The following is an 18,606-nucleotide window of genomic DNA, read 5'->3' as shown; positions in this document are numbered from 1 at the left end:
TATTGTTCACTTGGTGTAAAACATCATAATAAAATTGAGGAAACAGTTGTGCAACCCACTATTCCATTGTTGATTGCCTCTTCGATAGCCCTTACCGGCTGTTTGAATACTCCACAAAACCAACAACAAACAGCAGATACTAATAGTCAAGTCAGAGAGCAAACACCTTATTTAAGCCAAGAACAGGCAGCAAAGCGTTCTGCCCGATTGTCGAATGTCGCCTACCGCCTGAACTTTAAACTAGACGGCAGTGACTCTTTTAGTAACACCACTAATGTGCGCTTTAATTTAAACGATATCAGTAATGATTTAACCCTAGATCTGAAAGATGCAGAGGTTAAATCAGTTAAAATCAATGGTAAATCAGTAACGATTAACTACAACAAATGGTTTATCACCCTCGCAAAAGAAGATTTACGTATCGGCCGCAATGAAGTTGATGTCGAATTCACGCGCAAACACAGCACCAATGGTGAAGGCTTACACCGTATGCAAGATCCAGTGGATGGTAAAGTGTACCTCTACTCGCACTTTGAACCGGCTGCTGCACAGCAAATGTTTGCGGTATTTGATCAGCCTGACTTAAAAGCTAACTATCAAATGACAGTGTCAGCGCCTAAAGACTGGCACGTATTCAGCGCAATGAAAGAAACGAGCGTTGATAGCAAAGGTGATTTTAACGTTTGGCACTTCGATAACACATTGAAATTAAGCCCTTATAATTTCTCATTACATGCAGGCCCTTATCATATGTGGTCTGATAATAGTGGCAAATATCCGCTTCGACTTTTTGCAAGAGAGTCAGTCGCCAAACAAGTTTCACCTGAAGACTGGTTTAAATACACTAAGCAAGGGTTAGAGTTTTTCAATTCATATTACGGTGTTGATTATCCGTTTAGAAAATATGATCAAGTGCTAGTACCTGACTTTTTATATGGCGCCATGGAAAATGCTGCCGCTATTACCTTCGCCGAACGCGGATTTTTAACTAATGGTGAAATGACCAAAAGCCAAGAACAACGCTTAGCGAGCGTTATCATGCATGAAATGGCACATCAATGGTTCGGTAACTTAGTGACCATGAAATGGTGGAATGGCTTATGGCTTAATGAAAGCTTTGCCTCATTTATGGCAACAACAGCAACCGCCAACGCAACCGAATTTACGGATGCTTGGCAAAGCTTCTACGCAGGTGGTAAACAAGCTGCCTACCGTCAAGACCAACAAGTGACCACGCATCCAATTGAAGTACCCATTCCGTCATCAGCGAATGCGTTTGATAACATTGATGCGATCACTTACTCAAAAGGCCAATCGGTATTAAAACAATTAACTCATTTATTGGGTGAAGAAACCTTCCGTAAAGGCATACATAATTACTTAAGCCATTATGCCTATCAAAATGCCGAGTTAAAGGATTTTATCACTAGCTTAGGTGATGCAGCAGGTCGTGATTTGAATGAATTTTCTCAACAATGGCTATATAAAGCAGGTGTTAATACCATTACTGCAAATTACCAATGTGAAGGAGGTAAAATTACCAGTTTCGCATTAGAACAAAGTGCTGATGCTAAATTTCCAACCTTAAGAGAACAAAGAGTTCAGGTTGCACTTTATCAAAACAAGGGTGATCAACTGACGTTTGAAAGTGCAGTGCCTGTTACCTATCAAGGTGAATCTACTCAAGTCTCAGAATTAGTTGGTAAGAGCTGCCCAGATCTCGTATATCCTAATTATCAAGATTGGGGATTTGTGAAGGTTAATTTAGACGAGCGTTCATTTGCCACCGCAAAATCGGCGTTAAGCTCAGTAGAAGATAACTTGCAACGTTCTATGTTATGGCAAAGTCTATGGGACAGTGCCAGAGATGGCAATTTGCCGATGAACGAATATTTAGATATCGCTATTGCTAATGTTGCTAAAGAAACTGACTATACCATTTTAGGGCAAGTATTGTCTCAAATAGCCGCAGCGCGTAGCTACTTAAGTATTTTCTTCCCGCAAGGGCACAGCTTTTTAGCCAAGGTCAATAAAACCTTAAGCGCTTTAACATGGCAAGAAGCTAACGCCAACAGTGACAAAAAGAACATGCAACGTCGTTGGTTCAGCTTCTATCGTTCATTTGCTAACACACCGGATGAATTAACCAGACTAGCTAAAATACTCGATGGCAGTGTAACCATAGAAAATCTAACGATTAATCAAGATCTTCGTTGGAGTATCATTGGTCAATTAAGCCGTTACAACTATCAAGGTAGCGATGCATTAATTGATGCTGAGCTTACTAACGATAATTCTGACAGTGGTCAGAAATCGGCAATCAGTGCTCGTGTGATTCGTCCTGATGCTAAAGTTAAAGCCAAATGGTTAGCGAAAATTCAGGATAAAAATTCTGACTTGCCATTCTCAAAGCTGAGAACCGCTATGGGCAGCATGTATCCAAGCGAGCAATTAGTGCTTAGTGAAAAAACAGCAGAGCAACGCTTAGCAAGCCTAACAGCAATCGATAAGGCAAGCGAACATACCTTTATGCGCAGCTATGCCAATACCTTGATCCCTAGAGCCTGCAATGCTGCAAGTGTCGAACGACTCGCACAAGCAATTAAACAACAAACGAGTTTATCCGCAGGTACCAAACGTGCGCTATTAGTTACCCATCAAGCAGATGAGCGTTGTGTCAACATCCGCAACAACTTAACCATCAAATAGACTTGGTAACAATAACGAAAAAACGCCTTGCATCTGCAAGGCGTTTTTATATTCAAGACGAAAATATGTCGCGCTGTTACCACTGAAAAAGTTGACGACTCAAACGAACATACTTATACCTATTGAATTCAATATTTGATCATTCAGCGATAATGAAAAGGCTAATAGGCAATGCTTTGATTTCAGCTAATGGTCATTTTCGGTAACTGTTCCTGCGTGACCCTAATGCATGACATCCCTGTAATAACCTTAGCAAAATCAGTAGCGCATATAAGCCTTTTAAACTGAAATCGGTGCTTTAATATGGGGATGCGCCTGATAATCCACTAACTCAAAATCATCGAAGCTAAAATCAAAAATGCTATTAACCTCAGGGTTGATTTTCATGGTTGGTAAAGGCAATGGCTCTCGCGATAACTGCTCTTGTACTTGCTCCATGTGGTTTAGATATAAGTGCGCATCACCAAAAGTGTGAACAAAATCCCCTAATTTGAGATCACACACTTGCGCTATCATCATGGTAAACAAGGCATAACTGGCAATATTAAATGGTACTCCCAGAAAAATATCCGCACTACGTTGATATAGCTGACAAGACAATTTTCCATCCAGCACATAAAACTGAAATAAGGTATGACAAGGTGGCAAGGCCTGCTTACCAAGCGCCGCATTTTCACTTGGGCTGATCGACGTATCAGGTAGCAAAGCTGGGTTCCACGCGGTAATAATATGGCGACGAGAATCAGGATTGTTTTTTAGGTCATGAATAAGGTTCGCTAACTGATCAATAGTTTCACCATTGGCTGCTGGCCAATTGCGCCATTGCACACCATAAACAGGGCCGAGCTCCCCTTCCGGTGTCGCCCAGTCATCCCAGATTTTTACGCCATTTTCTTTCAAATAGGCAATATTCGACTCACCTTTGATAAACCATAACAATTCATGAATAATCGATTTTAAGTGACACTTTTTGGTCGTCACTAAAGGAAAGCCTTGGGCGAGATCAAAACGCATTTGGTAACCAAATATACTTTTTGTGCCTGTACCAGTTCGATCTGATTTCTCTACGCCATTTTCATAGACATGACGCATTAAATCCAAATAAGCTTTCATTAAATGATCCTAAAATTTTTGTGAATTTATAGCGGGAGAATTACCACAAATTATGCCGAATTTCTTGGTGAATTACTATGGTTAGCTCAATGCTTTTCGTTACTGAATGGCCATTTTTATTGCGACTAAAATTAAAAAGCCAGCGAATAAGCGTTTCAAATATCTAACCGGTAATTTCTCTGCTAATTTCACACCATAGGGGGCGAACAACGAACTGGTGGAGATAATACCCAGCAAGGCTGGTAAATATATATATCCGAGACTCCATGAAGGTAGATTAGGATGATCTAATCCGGTAATAATAAAACCAAGAGCACCAAATATTGCAACGACAAAACCACAAACCGTCGCGGTGCCGATCGCATGACGAATCGACATCGAATAGTAAGTTAACACTGGTACTAAAATCGCGCCGCCAGCAATTCCCATGATACTGGCAATACCGCCAGTGGCGAAACCTATCAGCTTAATAACACCATCGCTTGGCATCGCTTTGGTTTTCACCGTTCGAATAGAAAGTAACATATAACTGGCCAATATGGTTACAGCGACGGCAAAAATATAAGTCAGCAATTCATTCGACAATGTATCTGCAACATAAGCACCAAGTAATGCGCCCCCCGCAATCATCACCATTAGCTGCTTCGCAATATCCCAGGGAATATTATTATTTTTATGGTGAGCAAAGGTGGCAGAAGCGGCGGTAAAAACAATTGAAGCTAACGACGTGGCAATGGCAATTGGCATCAAACTTTCGCCTGAGACACCTAAACTCGGTAACAGATATACCATAGCAGGCACTATCACCAAACCACCACCAATTCCCAGTAAACCAGCAAGAAAACCGGCAACACAACCTAATATGGCACAAGCTATAAATACGCTAAAAAACATCGAGATTCCCTAAAGAGCGCTACAAACCAGCTCGGACAAATCCACCTAAACCAAGTAGTTCTAATTGTTCATTGAGATAATTATGCACTTGCTTAGCATTGGTAAATGTCAATGCGCGTTTTAATATTTTTTGAGCTTTTTTCAGCTCTATATGTCTTATCACCCACTTGATACGAGCAATATTATGTGGGTTCATACTTAATTGATCATAGCCCATTGCTAGCAATAATAAAGCACCGGCTGGCTCACCGGCTAATTCACCACATAAACTTAACGGAATATGGTATTGCTTAGCTTGTTCAGCGATGAGTGCTAGCGCTCTGAGCACCGCTGGATGGTATGCACTGTAAAGCCCAGCCACCCGCGCGTTATTACGATCAACCGCTAACAAGTACTGCGTTAGATCATTGCTACCAACTGAAAAGAAATCGACTTTTTTCGCCAGTTCAGGCAATTGAAACAGCACACTGGGTACTTCAATCATGATGCCTATTTTAGGGCGATTGAGTACTTGTCCTTCGTCTAGCACCAACTCACACGAGAGTTCATAATATGCCTGATTAACTAAACGAATCGCGTCATTCACTTCATCAAGGTGTGAAATCATCGGCAACATAATCGCCAGATTGCCCTGATCGATATTAGCCCGCATCATAGCTCTAACTTGCAGCAAAAAAATCTCTGGATGATCTAAGGTGATACGAATACCACGCCAGCCAAGAAAAGGGTTATCTTCAACAATAGGGAAATAGGGCAACGACTTATCACCACCAACATCCAGTGTTCTCATGGTAACCGTTTCACCAGCAAACGCTTCTAACACCTGACGATACAATACCGTTTGTTCAAGCTCAGATGGAAAGCAACTACGATTCATAAACGGAATTTCTGTCCGATATAAACCTATGCCCTGCGCACCGGAGTTTTTTGAATGTTCAAACCCAGAAGACAAGCCGGCATTGAGTAATAAATCAATTTGCTTACCGTCAAGTGTTTGTGCCGGTAAATCAATAACTGATCGCACTTTTTCCGATAAGGCACTTTCTTCTGCCAGTAAATGCTGATATTCGTTGATCAGCGCTTCATTTGGATCAATGTATAGCTCACCACTGTAGCCATCAAGAATACCTAACAACTTATCCAGCTTGCTAAGTGTTATTCGCTCAACCCCCATCACTGCGGGGATTGCCAGTGCTCTGGCTAAAATAGCCGCGTGGGAATTATTTGATCCCTGCACAGAGACTATGCCTTTTAATCCTTGATGCTGATACTCAGCGACCATAGAAGCAGTGACATCTTCTGCTACCAAAATAAAATTTTCAGGAGTTGCTTGTTCTTCACTATCTAATGCTTGTAAATTGAACAATAATCTATTACCTAGGTCTTTAATGTCTGATGCGCGTTCTCTGAGGTAGTCATCATCTAAGCCTTCAAAGCGCATAACATAACTGTCGATCACTAACTTTAACGCACTTTCAGCATTCCAGTGCTGAGCAATTTTCTCCATGACCTCCTTGCCCAGATTCGCTTTATCCAGCAACTGCTTATACATCTCAAATATATCAAGACTGCTATCTGAAATTATATTTTCCAGCTTGCCCGCCATTTGAGAAAAATCCGCTCGGGTACTGGTCACTGCACTTTCAAATCTTTGCTGTTGGCTTTTGATATTACTAGATTTTTTTAAAGTGATTGCTGCTAAGTTTGCATTAGGCTGTACCATTAATAATGGTGCCATCGCGACCCCGGGAGAACCAGCGATACCTTTAATCGCCTTATTCCATTGGCTCTGACCATGATGCAATGCAATCAAGGTATTCGCTTCAGTATTCGCCATTGAAGTGGCTATTTGCGCCGCTAGCGTCACTAGAAAAGCTTCTTCATTTTCATTAAAAAAGCGTGCCTGCTTTTGCTGAATAGTTAATACTCCCAGAACTTTACGCTGATGAATAATCGGCGTACCAAGAAAGGCATTTAAGTCTTCTTCTTTGACTTCTGGGGCATGAAGAAAATGAGGATGTAGTTTGGCATTAGCGATATTAAGCGGCTCTTCCCTTTGCCCAACTAATCCCACTAATCCTTCAGTAAAACCAAGCGTGGTTTGTCCTAATGAATCTTGCGCTAAGCCATCAGAGGCTACCAGCACATAATGTTGTTTTTGATGATCCGCCAGATAAACTGAACAACAATCGGTTTTTATCACTTGCTTAATTTGTGTCACTATACGGCGTAGCGAAACATCTAGCTCATTTCCCTGGCTAAATTCTAATACAATACGTCGTAAGCTAGTTAACATAACACCTCTTGTTACTATTAGTTTTTAAGGGCTTCTGTCTAGTTCATATAAAAAAATAGCCCACAGTTAAACAGTGAGCCATTGGTATTTTGACCTTAATATTAAGGTTAACACAGTGATAATCAACTACGACGTTTTCGGCGATCCGGGCGATAACCTGGTAAACTATGAGTGATGAATTCTTTCATCACTTTGCGATAAACTTCACGCTTAAATGAGACAACTTGTCTAACAGGGTACCAATAACTTACCCAACGCCAATCATCAAACTCAGGGTGACTTGAATGTAATAAATCAACTGCTGATTCTTTCGCTGTCAGTTTCAGCAAAAACCATTTCTGTTTTTGTCCGATACAAACAGGTTTACTGTCATGTCTGATCAATCGTTTTGGTAATTTGTACCTTAGCCAATGTTTCGTTGAAGCAATAATTTTAACATGTTCAGGTTTTAATCCAACTTCCTCATATAACTCCCGATACATGGTTTGCTCTGGTGTTTCCCCTTCATCAACTCCGCCTTGCGGATATTGCCAAGAGTGCTGACCATAGCGTCTTGCCCAAAAAACTTGTCCCCTGTCGTTGATTATAACTATGCCGACGTTGGCTCGATAGCCTTCGGCATCTATCACAGGACTTCCTAAAAAATTTAACTATGGTTTGATTCTTCCATAATCTGGCCCTGTGAGCAAATAAAACTTTCGCAATGATAAAATAACCCGATGCAGAAAGATATTGCACTTGTATTACAATAACCTGCGCTAGATAATATGCCTTTTCACCCGCTATATTTCACTAGGTCACCAATGAACATCCCCGCCAACGAAGCAGAACTAATTCACCGGGCTAATGAATTAGCAGGATTATCCTTAGGTGAAGTTGCTGCGCTTTATCAAATTAAAGTGCCAGCGAACCTAAATAAGGAAAAAGGCTGGAACGGATTATTACTCGAACAAGCGTTAGGAGCCAGTGCTGGCTCGAAACCAGAGCCTGACTTTCCCCACTTAGGGATAGAACTAAAATCACTCCCAATCGACCGACTAGGCAAACCATTAGAAACCACCTTTGTCTGTGTCGCACCATTAACCGGGTTAACCGGCATCACCTGGCAAAACAGCCATATTCGTAATAAGCTTGCCCGGGTGTTATGGGTGCCGGTTATTGCTGAACGAAGCATACCAGTAGCCGAGCGGATAATCGGCACGCCATTTCTTTGGAGTCCAACCCCAGAAGAAGAAAAGATACTTGCGGATGACTGGCAAGAATTAACCGATATGATCGTCCTTGGTGATGTTGAAAAAATTACAGCAAGATACGGTCAAGCATTACAACTTAGACCCAAAGCTGCGAACAGCAAAGCGAAAACTAAAGCCTTTAATAAACACGGCCAGCCTTTTCAAACCTTACCTCGTGGCTTTTACCTGAAAACCAGTTTTACCCGGCAACTGTTGGAGAACCATTTACGGATTAACTAAATTATAGAAGCTGATATCTTACAGATTTGAAAATTAAGTTGATATTTCATATGAAGGGCAGCTATGTTCGAAGAACGGTCGTTCACTAGCAATACGCTCAATGATAGCTTTAGACAAGGAGCCGCCGTTTAGAGCAAGGAAGAAAGGGGGAATACAGGTTCAACTTTGATCAATATGGTATTTATTCCATAGATTGAACCAAGTTCCCCCACTGTGCAGCACTTATAAGTCTGACTATAAACTTCCTAAAAAGTGAGCGTGCTTAATTGATAAATCGTTTCCTTATCAATCGTAGATACAAAAAGCTTAAAAACAGTAGCAATATCGATAATGTTGATGGTTCTGGCACTTCATAGCTTACGTTGAACGAATCAAGCTCACCAGTTAGATAAAGGTTATTTGAACTATCAAAATCAACTCTAAATATATGATTTTCGTATTCACTGGGAGATGGGTAATGTGTTGGAATACTAATACTATCAAGCCATTTAGCGTCACTATCAAACAATTGGAAAGCTAATCTCTCGACAATAAAACTGCCTAATTCGGAACTGGTTAATCCATCTGAAATTCTAGCGTTGACTCTTATATCAGAGTTGTTCCAAACAGTTAACTCTGTCACAGAAGACGCCATAGCATTGAATTCTCCAATAGTCACACTGAATAAACTAACAGAACTCTTAAATGAAGATGCAAATCCAACAATCTGCGAGTCTGGAGGAGTCTCCGTATCAAATACTAGTTCATAGATTACTCGATCTCCCCTAGAAAAGTAAGGCAAAAGTTCACTCGGGACCCCCCCTAAGCTGCCTTCAGCATTTAAAGTGATAAGTGCGGCTATAGAAGGTTGAGATGCTAGTCCAAGCGTCAATACGCAAAGGTTCAATAACCAACTGATTTTCTTTTTCATTTTTTTGTTTTCCTTATTCTTTAAACTTTTTCTAATCGCGAAATAGCAAAAGTTATACCAAGATATAAGTTGATGTTTTTAAGAAGAAAACACTAAGCAAAATGTATATCCTAATCCGTTTGTAAAATTTCCTGACACTCATGCGATTGTTTTTTATACAATTTTTTAACTAACTATCACAATAGTGACGTTTTTTGCAGGCGTACTAAGGCTTTCGATCATCGCCCTGATTCGCTCTAGGGTTCTTAACAAGATCTAAAGTGTCTTCTGATTTGGGGTAATACAACATTTGCGACTGTCGGATTTGATTGAACGCTATTAATCGCACCTGACCGTTCACGTTACAACTTGCTCAACTGAATATGTTCAACAAAGCAAAACCATTCACGCTAAAGAGACTCCAGAGATACTTTTTGTTTAATACTTGTTTGCTCGCCAGCTTTTATTAACTGCCAATTAGTATTCGCCGCTTCCAGACAAACATACTCATTTTCACCACCAGTATGAATATCATCCATAGTACTGGCGGTTTCTTTACCCGGATTCCACAGTACATATTGCTGGCAATGCTGAGTTTCAATCAAAATTTTGCGTTGCCACTGAGCATCGATTATTTGCTGATTTTCGCTGGTATGGTAGATGCGATCGATTGGCCCAACGCAATTCACTAGTGCCGTTTGCTGAGCGCTAAGCCCGGTTAACTTATCATCAAAATAAACAGACGATAACTCAGGCGCAGTGACATTTTCTGGTGCACTAACCGCAAAATAACTGTGCACGGCAGTTGTATATTGCACATCCTGATTCGATAAATTTTCCATAGTTAGCTGCTGGGAAAATTCACTGCCGAAAAATAGTTGTTGAGTGACTTTAAATTGCGCTGGCCATAATGGGTGGCGATCTTCCCCTACCAGCTCTAGCGTTAAACTCACACCTTGTTTATTAATTTCACTGTCGATAAGTTGCCATAAGCTAGTGCGGGCAAAACCGTGGTTACCACCATTTATTCCCTGCTCGTCTAAATTAGCGCCAAACCAGGGCCAGCAAATAGGAATGCCGCCTCTGATCGCTTTACCATAGGAAAAATCAGCGCTATCACTTAACCAAAAAACCTCTTGCTCGCCACTAGGTTGCCAGCTTAATACCTGACCACCGTATAAAGATAATGACGCGTTATGATTAACATGAGAGATATCTAAAATGGCAATATCGTTAATTTTACGCTGATTAATCGCGCCGTATTGATTGGATTGGATAAGTTCTTGAGTCATAAGCTAGCTGAATTTAAGACAGGAATCATTATTTTAGCGAAGCAAGTTATTGGAATAAAGCGTAAAAGTATTCACGCCTAGTAACTGCATATCTTTGGTAATTGTGTCGGCCAATTAAAGCCCAATATCGACCGACACCATAAATAAAGATCTTGCCATGGTAATAAGTAAATATCCACCATCTAAAGAAGGTGGCTTTCGTTGACCCCCTCGAAGGGGGCCTCTCCTGTCCAGAACCTTATTTGAACCTGAAGCTATCATTTTCTTAAAACGATAGCTCAACACAGCGAAATAAATCACTCAGCGCAAACAACGCATTCAGTCTGCTTTGAGCAAATGGCTAAAATCCAACTCTTGCTGCATGTATTGTTGGCATGGATGCCAACAAAGCTAAGCAGGCATAGGGATGTGCCTTCTTAGCGTTACATCGAAAGTGTGAGTTGAATTTTAGCATCAACATTTGCTAGCAGCGCCGGGGAGTCCAGAGGGGCTCGGCGTTTAGCCCTTCTGGTTGCCGTCGAGCAACCTCGACAAACCAATCAGCCGATAACCCCAAATAGTATTATCAACTGGCTCTTTCAGGCAAAGCCCTTTTTTGATGATAACCACCTACTGAAATAGGTGGTTTAGGCTAAAAATTAATACTAAACTGTTAATTATTTAACGTAGGCTCTTGGTAAATCCGCCTCTGCCGTATAACGTTTTCTAAGGGCATCCTGACGGCTGTCGGTACTGTATTCGATACCTTCAATCCACATTTTTTCAACCTGAGTACTAAGCTCAAACGGGTCGCCACTCCACAGTACCAGATCCGCTCGTTTACCTATCGCAATGCGCCCGGCATTTAAATCAAATGCATCTGCAGCATTAGCGGTTATTGCCGCTAACGCCTGTGTTTTATTCATTCCGTTAGCCACAGCGATACCCGCGTCATAGCGCAACTGATAAAGATTATGAGTGTCACCACGTACTGAAAATATCACAGTGACACCTGCATTCACTAACTGTGCAGCACTTTCCAGCGAGACCTGCAAAGCATCAAAGTTCGGTAAATTTTCGATCGCACCAATAATTACCGGCACCTTAGCTTCTGCCAGTTGATTGACCACGCGAATAGCATCACCGGCCCCATAAATCACTAAATCAAGGGCAAAATCTTTTTTCAGAGCTAACAACGCCATAATATCGGTTGCCCGCTCTGCATAGGCAATTAACGGCGTTTCTCCTGCTAATAACGCATTGATGATTTTTTCATCTCGTTTCGGTTCTTTCGCTGTTTTCTCATCGTCTTTGTTATCAGATTTTTCTGCCGCTTTTGCTAACGCTTTTTGCACATCTTCCAGCTTATTACGTAACTGTTGGATCTCCAAGGCACGAGAACCTTTACGCTTAGCACCTAATTCAACTATAACCGCTGCATTACGCTCAACGATACTATCCAATTCCCCTGTAAGATTGGCAATAAAAGCCTGACCTTTAAACATCTTATCGCCGCCGTAGGGCACCACCAGATTAGTGGTGATACCACCTTTGCGAGAATATGGGATCAAAGATGAAAACGGATTAAATGCCGCACTGGCATCAAACGTAATATCAGCATCTTTGTCACCAGCATCACGAGTGCTCGACACAGCAGACACTTCAACCAGTCCCAAGTGATTAAACGAACCAATTAGGCCGGGGGTTAAATTTTTCCCCATTGCATCGATAATGTTATCTGCCATCACAGTCTCTGGATTAATCGCAATAATTTTACCGTCTTCAATCACAACCGTAGCCTGAGTTAATACCCCTTGTTCAGTCACTGTATGAACGGTGGCATTAGTAATAGCAAGAGAGTCAGCAAATGCAGGAGTCGCGCAGGTCAATGCTAACGCGATAACCGAAGATTTAAATAATGTCATAATTTTATTCCTTATTACCGCTGACCTAACATAAAGTCACTTTGCGCCTGATATTTTTCGTCAAACCGATCATAGACTTTAGCGCCATCAACAAATACCTGTTCAGCCTGGGCATAAACACTAAACGGATTGTCGTTCCACAGCACCAAATCGGCATTTTTCCCTGGCTCTAGGCTACCTGTTTTGTCAGCAATACCTAGCGACTTAGCGGCATTAGCTGTGATCCAGGTGATCGCATGTTGCGGTTTAATATCAAAACCATGCTCATTCGCCCGATACATCACTTTACCAACTTCCTGATTGAGCCGTTGAATGGTAGTTGCTGAATCAGAATGAACCACAGCGCAAGAGTTTTTCTGTGCATCAACAATAGCGACATTTTCCTGCACCATGTCATAAGCTTCCATTTTAAAACCCCACCAATCTGGCCACATTGCCGCGCAGTTACCATTTTCCGCTAATTTATCAGCAATTTTATAGGCTTCAATCGCATGGTGAAATGTTCCTGAGTGATAACCAAATTCTTTTCCTAAATCTATCATCATCGCCATCTCTTCCGCTTTATAGCAATGATTATGAATAAGGATTTCACCATCGAGTACACCTTTCAATGTATCTAGCTCAATATCACGCGTCGGTACTTCAGGGTTCTTCCCAGCAGCATAATCAGTTTCATATTTATCCCAAGCGCGTTTATATTCCACCGCTTCTGCCCAAGCCATGCGATAACCTGCCATATTGCCCATTCGGGTTGATGGCGCTATTTTTTTACCTCCATAAACACGTTTCGGATTTTCACCGCAGGCCATTTTCAAACCATAAGGTGCTTCAGGAAATTTCATCCCTTGCATGGTCGGGCTTGGCACATTGCGCAAGGTAACTCCTCGGCCACCAAATAAATTGGCTGAGCCAGGTAAAATCTGTAATGTGGTGATCCCCCCAGCACGCGCCTGATGAAACCCAGGATCTTGCGGCCAAATGCTATGTTCAGCCCATACTTCAGAACTGTTAGGCTGTGTCGCTTCATTGACATCAGCGTGAGATTCCGCCGATGGACTTGGATAAACGCCAAGGTGAGAATGGACATCAATGATACCAGGTGTCAGCCACTTTCCTTCAGCCTCGACAACCTGAGCCTGCGAGGCTGATAAATTAGTGCCAACTTGCACGATCTTACCCTGTTCCATTAAAACATCGGCATTATCCAAGCGCTTTCCAGTGCCGGTTAATACCGTTGCATGACGGATCAAGGTGGGTTGACTTGCTAGCGGGTGATAAGTACTCGGATACGGGTTTTTATTAATAACCACTTTTTCATCTTGTGACTCAGAGCTATTACACGCTGAAATTCCCATCGATAAAGCGACCATCAGCAAGGATGGAGCCATTTTTTGCATGATTGATATTCCCTAATAGACATGGCTTTTGCTCTTATTATTGATAAAGAGGCTAAGCGCTTATTCTTGTATTAACAATACGTTATTATGAATAAGTGATGGTAACAAGAAAATTTTAGCGTTATCAGGCTAGGCTGCGGTCAGTGGCCCAAAAACTAGGACTAATGGTTATTGGCACGGTGTTTGTTTGCCAGCCAACGGGTAAATTTATCCTTTCTAAACCACAATAATCCAAGGGCCAGTATGATATAAATACTGGGTTCTATAATTTCAGATTTTACCGACCAGTAAAAATGAATCGCTACCAACAATAGCGCTAAATAAACCCAATTATGTAGCAACTGCCATTTTCGCCCTAATTGTTTTTTCATTGCGCTAATAGAAGTAACCGCCAACGTCAATAAAATCACAAATGCCGCCATACCTATAGTGACATAAGGACGCTGATAAATTTCTTCGATAAATAACGGCCAGTCAAACTGCACTTCAAATGCTAGAAAACTCAAGACATGGCACAAGGCATACGTAAAACTGTATAAACCAAGTAAACGACGGACCTGCATAAAGATACGCCACTGGCAATACTTAACGATAGGGGTCACCAAGAGACTGAGTAGCAGTAAATTAAATGCCCCTATGCCGGTAAAATGTAATACCGCTTCTACCGGATCGGCACCAAGCTGATCATTAATCGCTAAATAGTAGACATTCACTAACAGCGATAGGCTAACCAAATGAATCACTGATTTAAGCAATATGACTTTCATCGACTTTTTGTTGATCATTTGCTGTCACCACTAATAATACTGACGTAAATCCATGTTTTTATATAGCTCTGCGACCTGTTCGCCATAACCGTTAAATGGCAAAGTCTCGATGCGATTACGGGCAAAGAGTCCGCCAGTAGTAATACGTCGCTCACTAGCCTGACTCCACCTTGGATGATCAACTTCAGGATTAACATTGGCATAAAAACCATATTCATTCGGTGCTAATAAGTTCCAAGTGGTTGGTGGCATTTTTTCAACCAAACGAATCGAGACAATCGATTTAATACTCTTAAAGCCATATTTCCACGGAACCACTAGCCGAATTGGCGCACCATTTTGCGGTGGTAAGGTCTTGCCATACAAGCCAACACTTAGCAGAGTTAACGGATGCATGGCTTCATCAAGGCGCAAGCCTTCGACATAGGGATAATCAATGCCCCCACCAATACGACGACTGTTTTGTCCCGGCATTTGCTGTGGATCATACAAGGTTTCAAAGGCGACATATTTCGCCTTAGCTAACGGCTTTGCCTGTTTAATCAGTTGTGCCAGAGGAAAACCAATCCAGGGGATCACCATTGACCACGCTTCAACGCAGCGTAATCGATATATTCGCTCTTCCAGCGAAAAGCGTTTTAGTAGATCATCGTAATCTAAGGTGATTTCTTGCTCTACTTCGCCTGAAACCTTTAATTGCCATGGTTTAACCTTAAACTGCTGGGCATTTTCACTCGGATCGGATTTATTCGTGCCAAACTCATAAAAATTATTATGAGAGAGCACTTTTTGCTCTGGCGTTAAGCTTTCACTTGTGGCGGGACTCGCTTGAAACTTGAGAGGATGGGTTTGAAAACGCTTAGTTTGCTTGTGAGTAAACCAGTCGATGGCATTAGCATGTGGTGATAATAACCCACTGGCACCAACAAAGCCTAAGCGTTTAAGGAATGAGCGACGTGAACGGTACACCGCTTCATCCGTCACCTGATTTTCTGTTATTTGCCACGAAGAATGTTGACGAAATGCTTTTGACATAGAAGGTAAATAATCTTAACAATACGATATATCACTAGACCACCTAACCGCCAAAATAATTCGCAAATCGTCTAAATTAACGGTTAACGAACAAACTGTTGTATGTATTGCTTAATATCCGATGATTCGTATAACCAGGTTACCTCTTGGTTATCATTGACAATTTTCAAACAAGGAACCTTGTGCTTCCCTCCTTGTTCTACAAGCTCTTGTCGCAGACTATTATCTTTATTAATGTTCTTAACTGCGATATTTAATCCGCCCCGTTTCATTGCGCGGCGTACTTTGACACAAAACGGACAGGCAGGCAGTTGGTACAAACTCAAATGCGCCGTACTTTCATCAATTTCATTTTGCAATTCTGGCGCTCTTTTGGGTTTTTTCGGCGAAAAGACAAAATCAAAAAATAAAATAATACGGCCGATTAGCCAACGTAAAATAAACATCAATACACCTTAAACTGTATGTTAGCAAACAGCTATTACCAACAAATAAATAGATAAAATTTGGCCGCGCAGTCTATCACAGCGCGGCCAAACTATAAAACTCAGTATTGTTCGGATTAAAATAACGGCAAATTTACCACATTAAATCATCTGGAATTTGATAGGCGGCATAGGGATCTTCTTCATCGGTATGCTCGTCATCAACCTGATCGTTTTGTACTAAAATCACCTCTGGTTCTAATTGGGCAAGCTTTTCCGCGGTTTCCTTAGTCACAATATAAGTAACATCATCCTGACCACACAAAGCTAAACGACCATTGACTAATGCTTGGTAGGTCATCGCGTTTAAATGTAACTTTTTGATGACGTTGTTAAAAGTGTAATTGTATTCTTTTTCCCCTTCGACACCGGTAATTTGATGATGTTGCAGGATCTGCAAAATACGCAGTTTTTGCTCTTTCATTGCTAATTGCTGCTTTTTCTCCGCATTAAGCGCCGCATCCTTTTCCTGCTTGGCTTGTTGAGCCTTAGCTAAGTCTTGCTTTACTTGCTCCTGCAAGCTGGTTTCCACTTTGGCACCACTGCGCTTTTGTTTATTTTTCTTTCGTTTATCTGTATTTGCTTGTCGGGCTTTTTGTTTAGTCGTTAAGCCTGCTTTTAATAATTGCTCTTGTAAAGATGCCATCTGTTTCTTTCCGTTAGACATTCATTCTGTCGACGATTTTATCAAGTTAATTTCAGTTATACCAAGTGAATTCAATCGATATTATCAACGCGTTGCAATTCAGATAATTGCTCTGGCGTATCTAAATCAACAAAGGCGCTTGCTAATGGCAGCCAAATAACCTGCTGACGATTCGCGGCAATGACTGATTTAGCACCCTGCCCTTGCGGTAAACGGGTTAAAGCTGAAAAATATTGTTTAGGAAAAATCACTGGTGGGCCAAATACTTTGGCTAAACCACTATCTTGCGTACTGTGCTCGGCACAAACAATCGATTCAGGCTCCACCTGCCAGCGAGTAACTAATCGCTGTAGATCATCAAGCGTAAGTTGCCATTGATCCACTAACAACAGCAACACTGCATCAGTTTCTGGGGCCACAGCACTAACTCCTGCAGCTATTGAGCTGGCTAAACCTGAGTGCCAGTTTTCATTATTCACGCAGCGTACTGACAACTGACTAACTTCCTGTGCCATTCGCTTAGCTTGGAAGCCTAACACGCAAATAACCTTATCACTTAACGCCAGTGCCATTTTACTTTGTCTGATAATCAGTGATTGCCCTTGAAATTCGACCAGTTGTTTCGGCTGGCCAAGACGATCTGAACAACCCGCCGCCAACAAAATAACTTCCAGCACTAGTGGCATTTTAAAGACCAGGATTTAAGATTTTTTTGTTGAGTCTGCCGGCTGATAAACTGTTGAATTTCAGCACAAATAGATAAGGCTATCGCCTGTGGACTGCGACCGCCAATATCTAAACCAATCGGGCCGAACACTTGCTGCTCAACATCGGATGCTGTTAATGACAGCTCAGCTAATAACTTATCACGTCGCCCTGCTGGCCCTAATAAGCCGATATAATCAATATCAGCTGCCAGTGCATTTTTCAGTAATAGGCCATCATTGGTTAAGTTATGGGTCATGATAATCACCGCATCAAAGCCAGCTAAGTCGTCTGTCGTTAGATGTTCAGCGCGCAATTTTCGTTTGGCATCACAAAGGGAAAACTCACTTTGCGCCAAATTATTCTCCCGATGATCTTGCAAAGTAACTTTCCAGCCGAGCTGTTTCGCCATAGTCACCACCGGTGCAGCATCGGGTCCGGCACCACATAGCAATATCGACCAAACGGGTGTCACCGGCGTCACTAACCAGCGTTTAGCATCATTATTTTTACCTGATATTGCATTTGTTACTTGTTGTTGTAGCAATGCTTTATCATCTAAAGGTGCCCTAATAAAACAGGCTTGAGCAACTGTCTGCTCACTCACTTGCTGACAATAAATGCCACTTTGCCCTTGTTCAATCGCCTGGATCAAATGGACAAATTCTAAGTGTTGGTTATTAGCGTTTAATGGCTGGAGTAAGATGTCAATTGCCCCTTCACAGCCCAATCCCAGCCCCCAAAGTAATTCTGCATCCGCCTTGAGATCATAGGTCAGTAATTTATTATGCGTTTGATGCAATACTTCCTGTGCATGGCAACTAATATCAGCTTCCAGACAACCACCACTGAGCAAACCGGTGCAAGCTCCCTGTTGATCAATCAACATCATGGTACCGGTTTTACGATAGGTTGAGCCACGGGTTGCCACTATCGTGGCAAGAACAAAGTCTTCGTTGCTATCGAATCGAGAAATAATTTGCTGCCAGTTTTCCTGCATAG

Annotated in this window: 16 protein-coding genes; 2 read left to right on the top strand and 14 right to left on the bottom strand. The window is 41.7% G+C overall.

Annotation, left to right across the window (positions count from 1 at the left end):
- Positions 1-48: 48 nt before the first annotated feature.
- Positions 49-2,709, top strand: coding sequence for an aminopeptidase N (gene pepN, locus QQK06_RS13425; protein ID WP_284245234.1), 2,661 nt, complete (start codon positions 49-51; stop codon positions 2,707-2,709).
- A gap of 279 nt (positions 2,710-2,988) precedes the next feature.
- Here the strand turns inward: pepN and QQK06_RS13420 are convergent, their stop codons facing one another.
- The 4 genes from QQK06_RS13420 to rppH form a co-directional block, all read right to left on the bottom strand.
- The gene (locus QQK06_RS13420; protein ID WP_284245233.1) at positions 2,989-3,822 is read right to left on the bottom strand and encodes a thymidylate synthase; all 834 of its coding nucleotides are present in this window, start codon (positions 3,820-3,822) and stop codon (positions 2,989-2,991) included.
- Between the two features lie 99 nt (positions 3,823-3,921).
- Positions 3,922-4,716 (bottom strand): sulfite exporter TauE/SafE family protein, encoded by a 795-nt coding sequence (locus tag QQK06_RS13415; RefSeq protein ID WP_284245232.1) that lies wholly within the window; start codon positions 4,714-4,716, stop codon positions 3,922-3,924.
- 19 nt (positions 4,717-4,735) lie between these two features.
- Entirely contained in the window at positions 4,736-7,012 is a 2,277-nt protein-coding gene (gene ptsP, locus QQK06_RS13410) for a phosphoenolpyruvate--protein phosphotransferase (protein WP_284245231.1), read from the bottom strand.
- 122 nt (positions 7,013-7,134) lie between these two features.
- Positions 7,135-7,641, bottom strand: a complete 507-nt coding sequence (gene rppH / locus QQK06_RS13405) for an RNA pyrophosphohydrolase (RefSeq protein WP_284245230.1) — start codon at positions 7,639-7,641, stop codon at positions 7,135-7,137.
- Positions 7,642-7,815: 174 nt separating this feature from the next.
- On the opposite strand from rppH, the gene mutH reads away from it, so the two are divergent.
- Positions 7,816-8,484, top strand: a complete 669-nt coding sequence (gene mutH, locus QQK06_RS13400) for a DNA mismatch repair endonuclease MutH (RefSeq protein WP_284245229.1) — start codon at positions 7,816-7,818, stop codon at positions 8,482-8,484.
- Between the two features lie 262 nt (positions 8,485-8,746).
- Here mutH and QQK06_RS13395 read toward each other — a convergent pair whose 3' ends face one another.
- The 10 genes from QQK06_RS13395 to QQK06_RS13350 form a co-directional block, all read right to left on the bottom strand.
- Positions 8,747-9,394, bottom strand: coding sequence for a hypothetical protein (locus QQK06_RS13395; protein ID WP_284245228.1), 648 nt, complete (start codon positions 9,392-9,394; stop codon positions 8,747-8,749).
- 389 nt (positions 9,395-9,783) lie between these two features.
- Positions 9,784-10,665: a D-hexose-6-phosphate mutarotase gene (locus tag QQK06_RS13390; protein ID WP_284245226.1), complete on the bottom strand. Its 882-nt coding sequence runs from the start codon at positions 10,663-10,665 to the stop codon at positions 9,784-9,786.
- 656 nt (positions 10,666-11,321) lie between these two features.
- On the bottom strand, positions 11,322-12,569 hold the full coding sequence (locus QQK06_RS13385) for an amidohydrolase family protein (protein WP_284245225.1): 1,248 nt from the start codon (positions 12,567-12,569) through the stop codon (positions 11,322-11,324).
- Positions 12,570-12,583: 14 nt separating this feature from the next.
- Positions 12,584-13,966 (bottom strand): amidohydrolase, encoded by a 1,383-nt coding sequence (locus QQK06_RS13380; protein ID WP_284245224.1) that lies wholly within the window; start codon positions 13,964-13,966, stop codon positions 12,584-12,586.
- 161 nt (positions 13,967-14,127) lie between these two features.
- Positions 14,128-14,751 carry a protein-methionine-sulfoxide reductase heme-binding subunit MsrQ gene (gene msrQ, locus QQK06_RS13375; RefSeq protein ID WP_284245223.1) on the bottom strand — a complete coding sequence of 208 codons (624 nt, stop codon included), beginning with the start codon at positions 14,749-14,751 and terminating at the stop codon, positions 14,128-14,130.
- A 12-nt stretch (positions 14,752-14,763) separates the two neighbouring features.
- Complete coding sequence (gene msrP / locus QQK06_RS13370; RefSeq protein ID WP_284245222.1) at positions 14,764-15,768, bottom strand: protein-methionine-sulfoxide reductase catalytic subunit MsrP; 1,005 nt, start codon at positions 15,766-15,768, stop codon at positions 14,764-14,766.
- 83 nt (positions 15,769-15,851) lie between these two features.
- Complete coding sequence (locus tag QQK06_RS13365) at positions 15,852-16,214, bottom strand: glutaredoxin family protein (RefSeq protein WP_284245221.1); 363 nt, start codon at positions 16,212-16,214, stop codon at positions 15,852-15,854.
- 133 nt (positions 16,215-16,347) lie between these two features.
- A complete protein-coding gene (locus tag QQK06_RS13360; RefSeq protein ID WP_284245220.1) occupies positions 16,348-16,899 on the bottom strand; it encodes a DUF2058 domain-containing protein in 552 nt (183 codons plus the stop codon).
- A gap of 71 nt (positions 16,900-16,970) precedes the next feature.
- Complete coding sequence (locus QQK06_RS13355) at positions 16,971-17,585, bottom strand: nucleotidyltransferase family protein (RefSeq protein ID WP_284245219.1); 615 nt, start codon at positions 17,583-17,585, stop codon at positions 16,971-16,973.
- Positions 17,576-18,604: an XdhC family protein gene (locus tag QQK06_RS13350; protein ID WP_284245217.1), complete on the bottom strand. Its 1,029-nt coding sequence runs from the start codon at positions 18,602-18,604 to the stop codon at positions 17,576-17,578. The genes QQK06_RS13355 and QQK06_RS13350 overlap by 10 nt, the downstream gene beginning before the upstream one ends.
- Positions 18,605-18,606: the final 2 nt, after the last annotated feature.

This window comes from Thalassotalea insulae (genome assembly GCF_030161395.1).
Taxonomy (GTDB): domain Bacteria; phylum Pseudomonadota; class Gammaproteobacteria; order Enterobacterales; family Alteromonadaceae; genus Thalassotalea_E; species Thalassotalea_E insulae.
Note: the sequence above shows the minus strand (reverse complement) of the source record. Positions and strands in the feature narration are given on the sequence as shown.

Excerpts from the sequence above, each read along its gene's own strand:
- QQK06_RS13420 (WP_284245233.1), bottom strand. The coding sequence starts at position 3,822 with ATGAAAGCTTATTTGGATTTAATGCGTCATGTCTATGAAAATGGCGTA.
- QQK06_RS13415 (WP_284245232.1), bottom strand. The coding sequence starts at position 4,716 with ATGTTTTTTAGCGTATTTATAGCTTGTGCCATATTAGGTTGTGTTGCC.
- ptsP (WP_284245231.1), bottom strand. The coding sequence starts at position 7,012 with ATGTTAACTAGCTTACGACGTATTGTATTAGAATTTAGCCAGGGAAAT.
- mutH (WP_284245229.1), top strand. The coding sequence starts at position 7,816 with ATGAACATCCCCGCCAACGAAGCAGAACTAATTCACCGGGCTAATGAA.
- QQK06_RS13395 (WP_284245228.1), bottom strand. The coding sequence starts at position 9,394 with ATGAAAAAGAAAATCAGTTGGTTATTGAACCTTTGCGTATTGACGCTT.
- QQK06_RS13390 (WP_284245226.1), bottom strand. The coding sequence starts at position 10,665 with ATGACTCAAGAACTTATCCAATCCAATCAATACGGCGCGATTAATCAG.
- QQK06_RS13385 (WP_284245225.1), bottom strand. The coding sequence starts at position 12,569 with ATGACATTATTTAAATCTTCGGTTATCGCGTTAGCATTGACCTGCGCG.
- QQK06_RS13380 (WP_284245224.1), bottom strand. The coding sequence starts at position 13,966 with ATGCAAAAAATGGCTCCATCCTTGCTGATGGTCGCTTTATCGATGGGA.
- msrQ (WP_284245223.1), bottom strand. The coding sequence starts at position 14,751 with ATGATCAACAAAAAGTCGATGAAAGTCATATTGCTTAAATCAGTGATT.
- msrP (WP_284245222.1), bottom strand. The coding sequence starts at position 15,768 with ATGTCAAAAGCATTTCGTCAACATTCTTCGTGGCAAATAACAGAAAAT.
- QQK06_RS13365 (WP_284245221.1), bottom strand. The coding sequence starts at position 16,214 with ATGTTTATTTTACGTTGGCTAATCGGCCGTATTATTTTATTTTTTGAT.
- QQK06_RS13360 (WP_284245220.1), bottom strand. The coding sequence starts at position 16,899 with ATGGCATCTTTACAAGAGCAATTATTAAAAGCAGGCTTAACGACTAAA.
- QQK06_RS13355 (WP_284245219.1), bottom strand. The coding sequence starts at position 17,585 with ATGCCACTAGTGCTGGAAGTTATTTTGTTGGCGGCGGGTTGTTCAGAT.
- QQK06_RS13350 (WP_284245217.1), bottom strand. The coding sequence starts at position 18,604 with ATGCAGGAAAACTGGCAGCAAATTATTTCTCGATTCGATAGCAACGAA.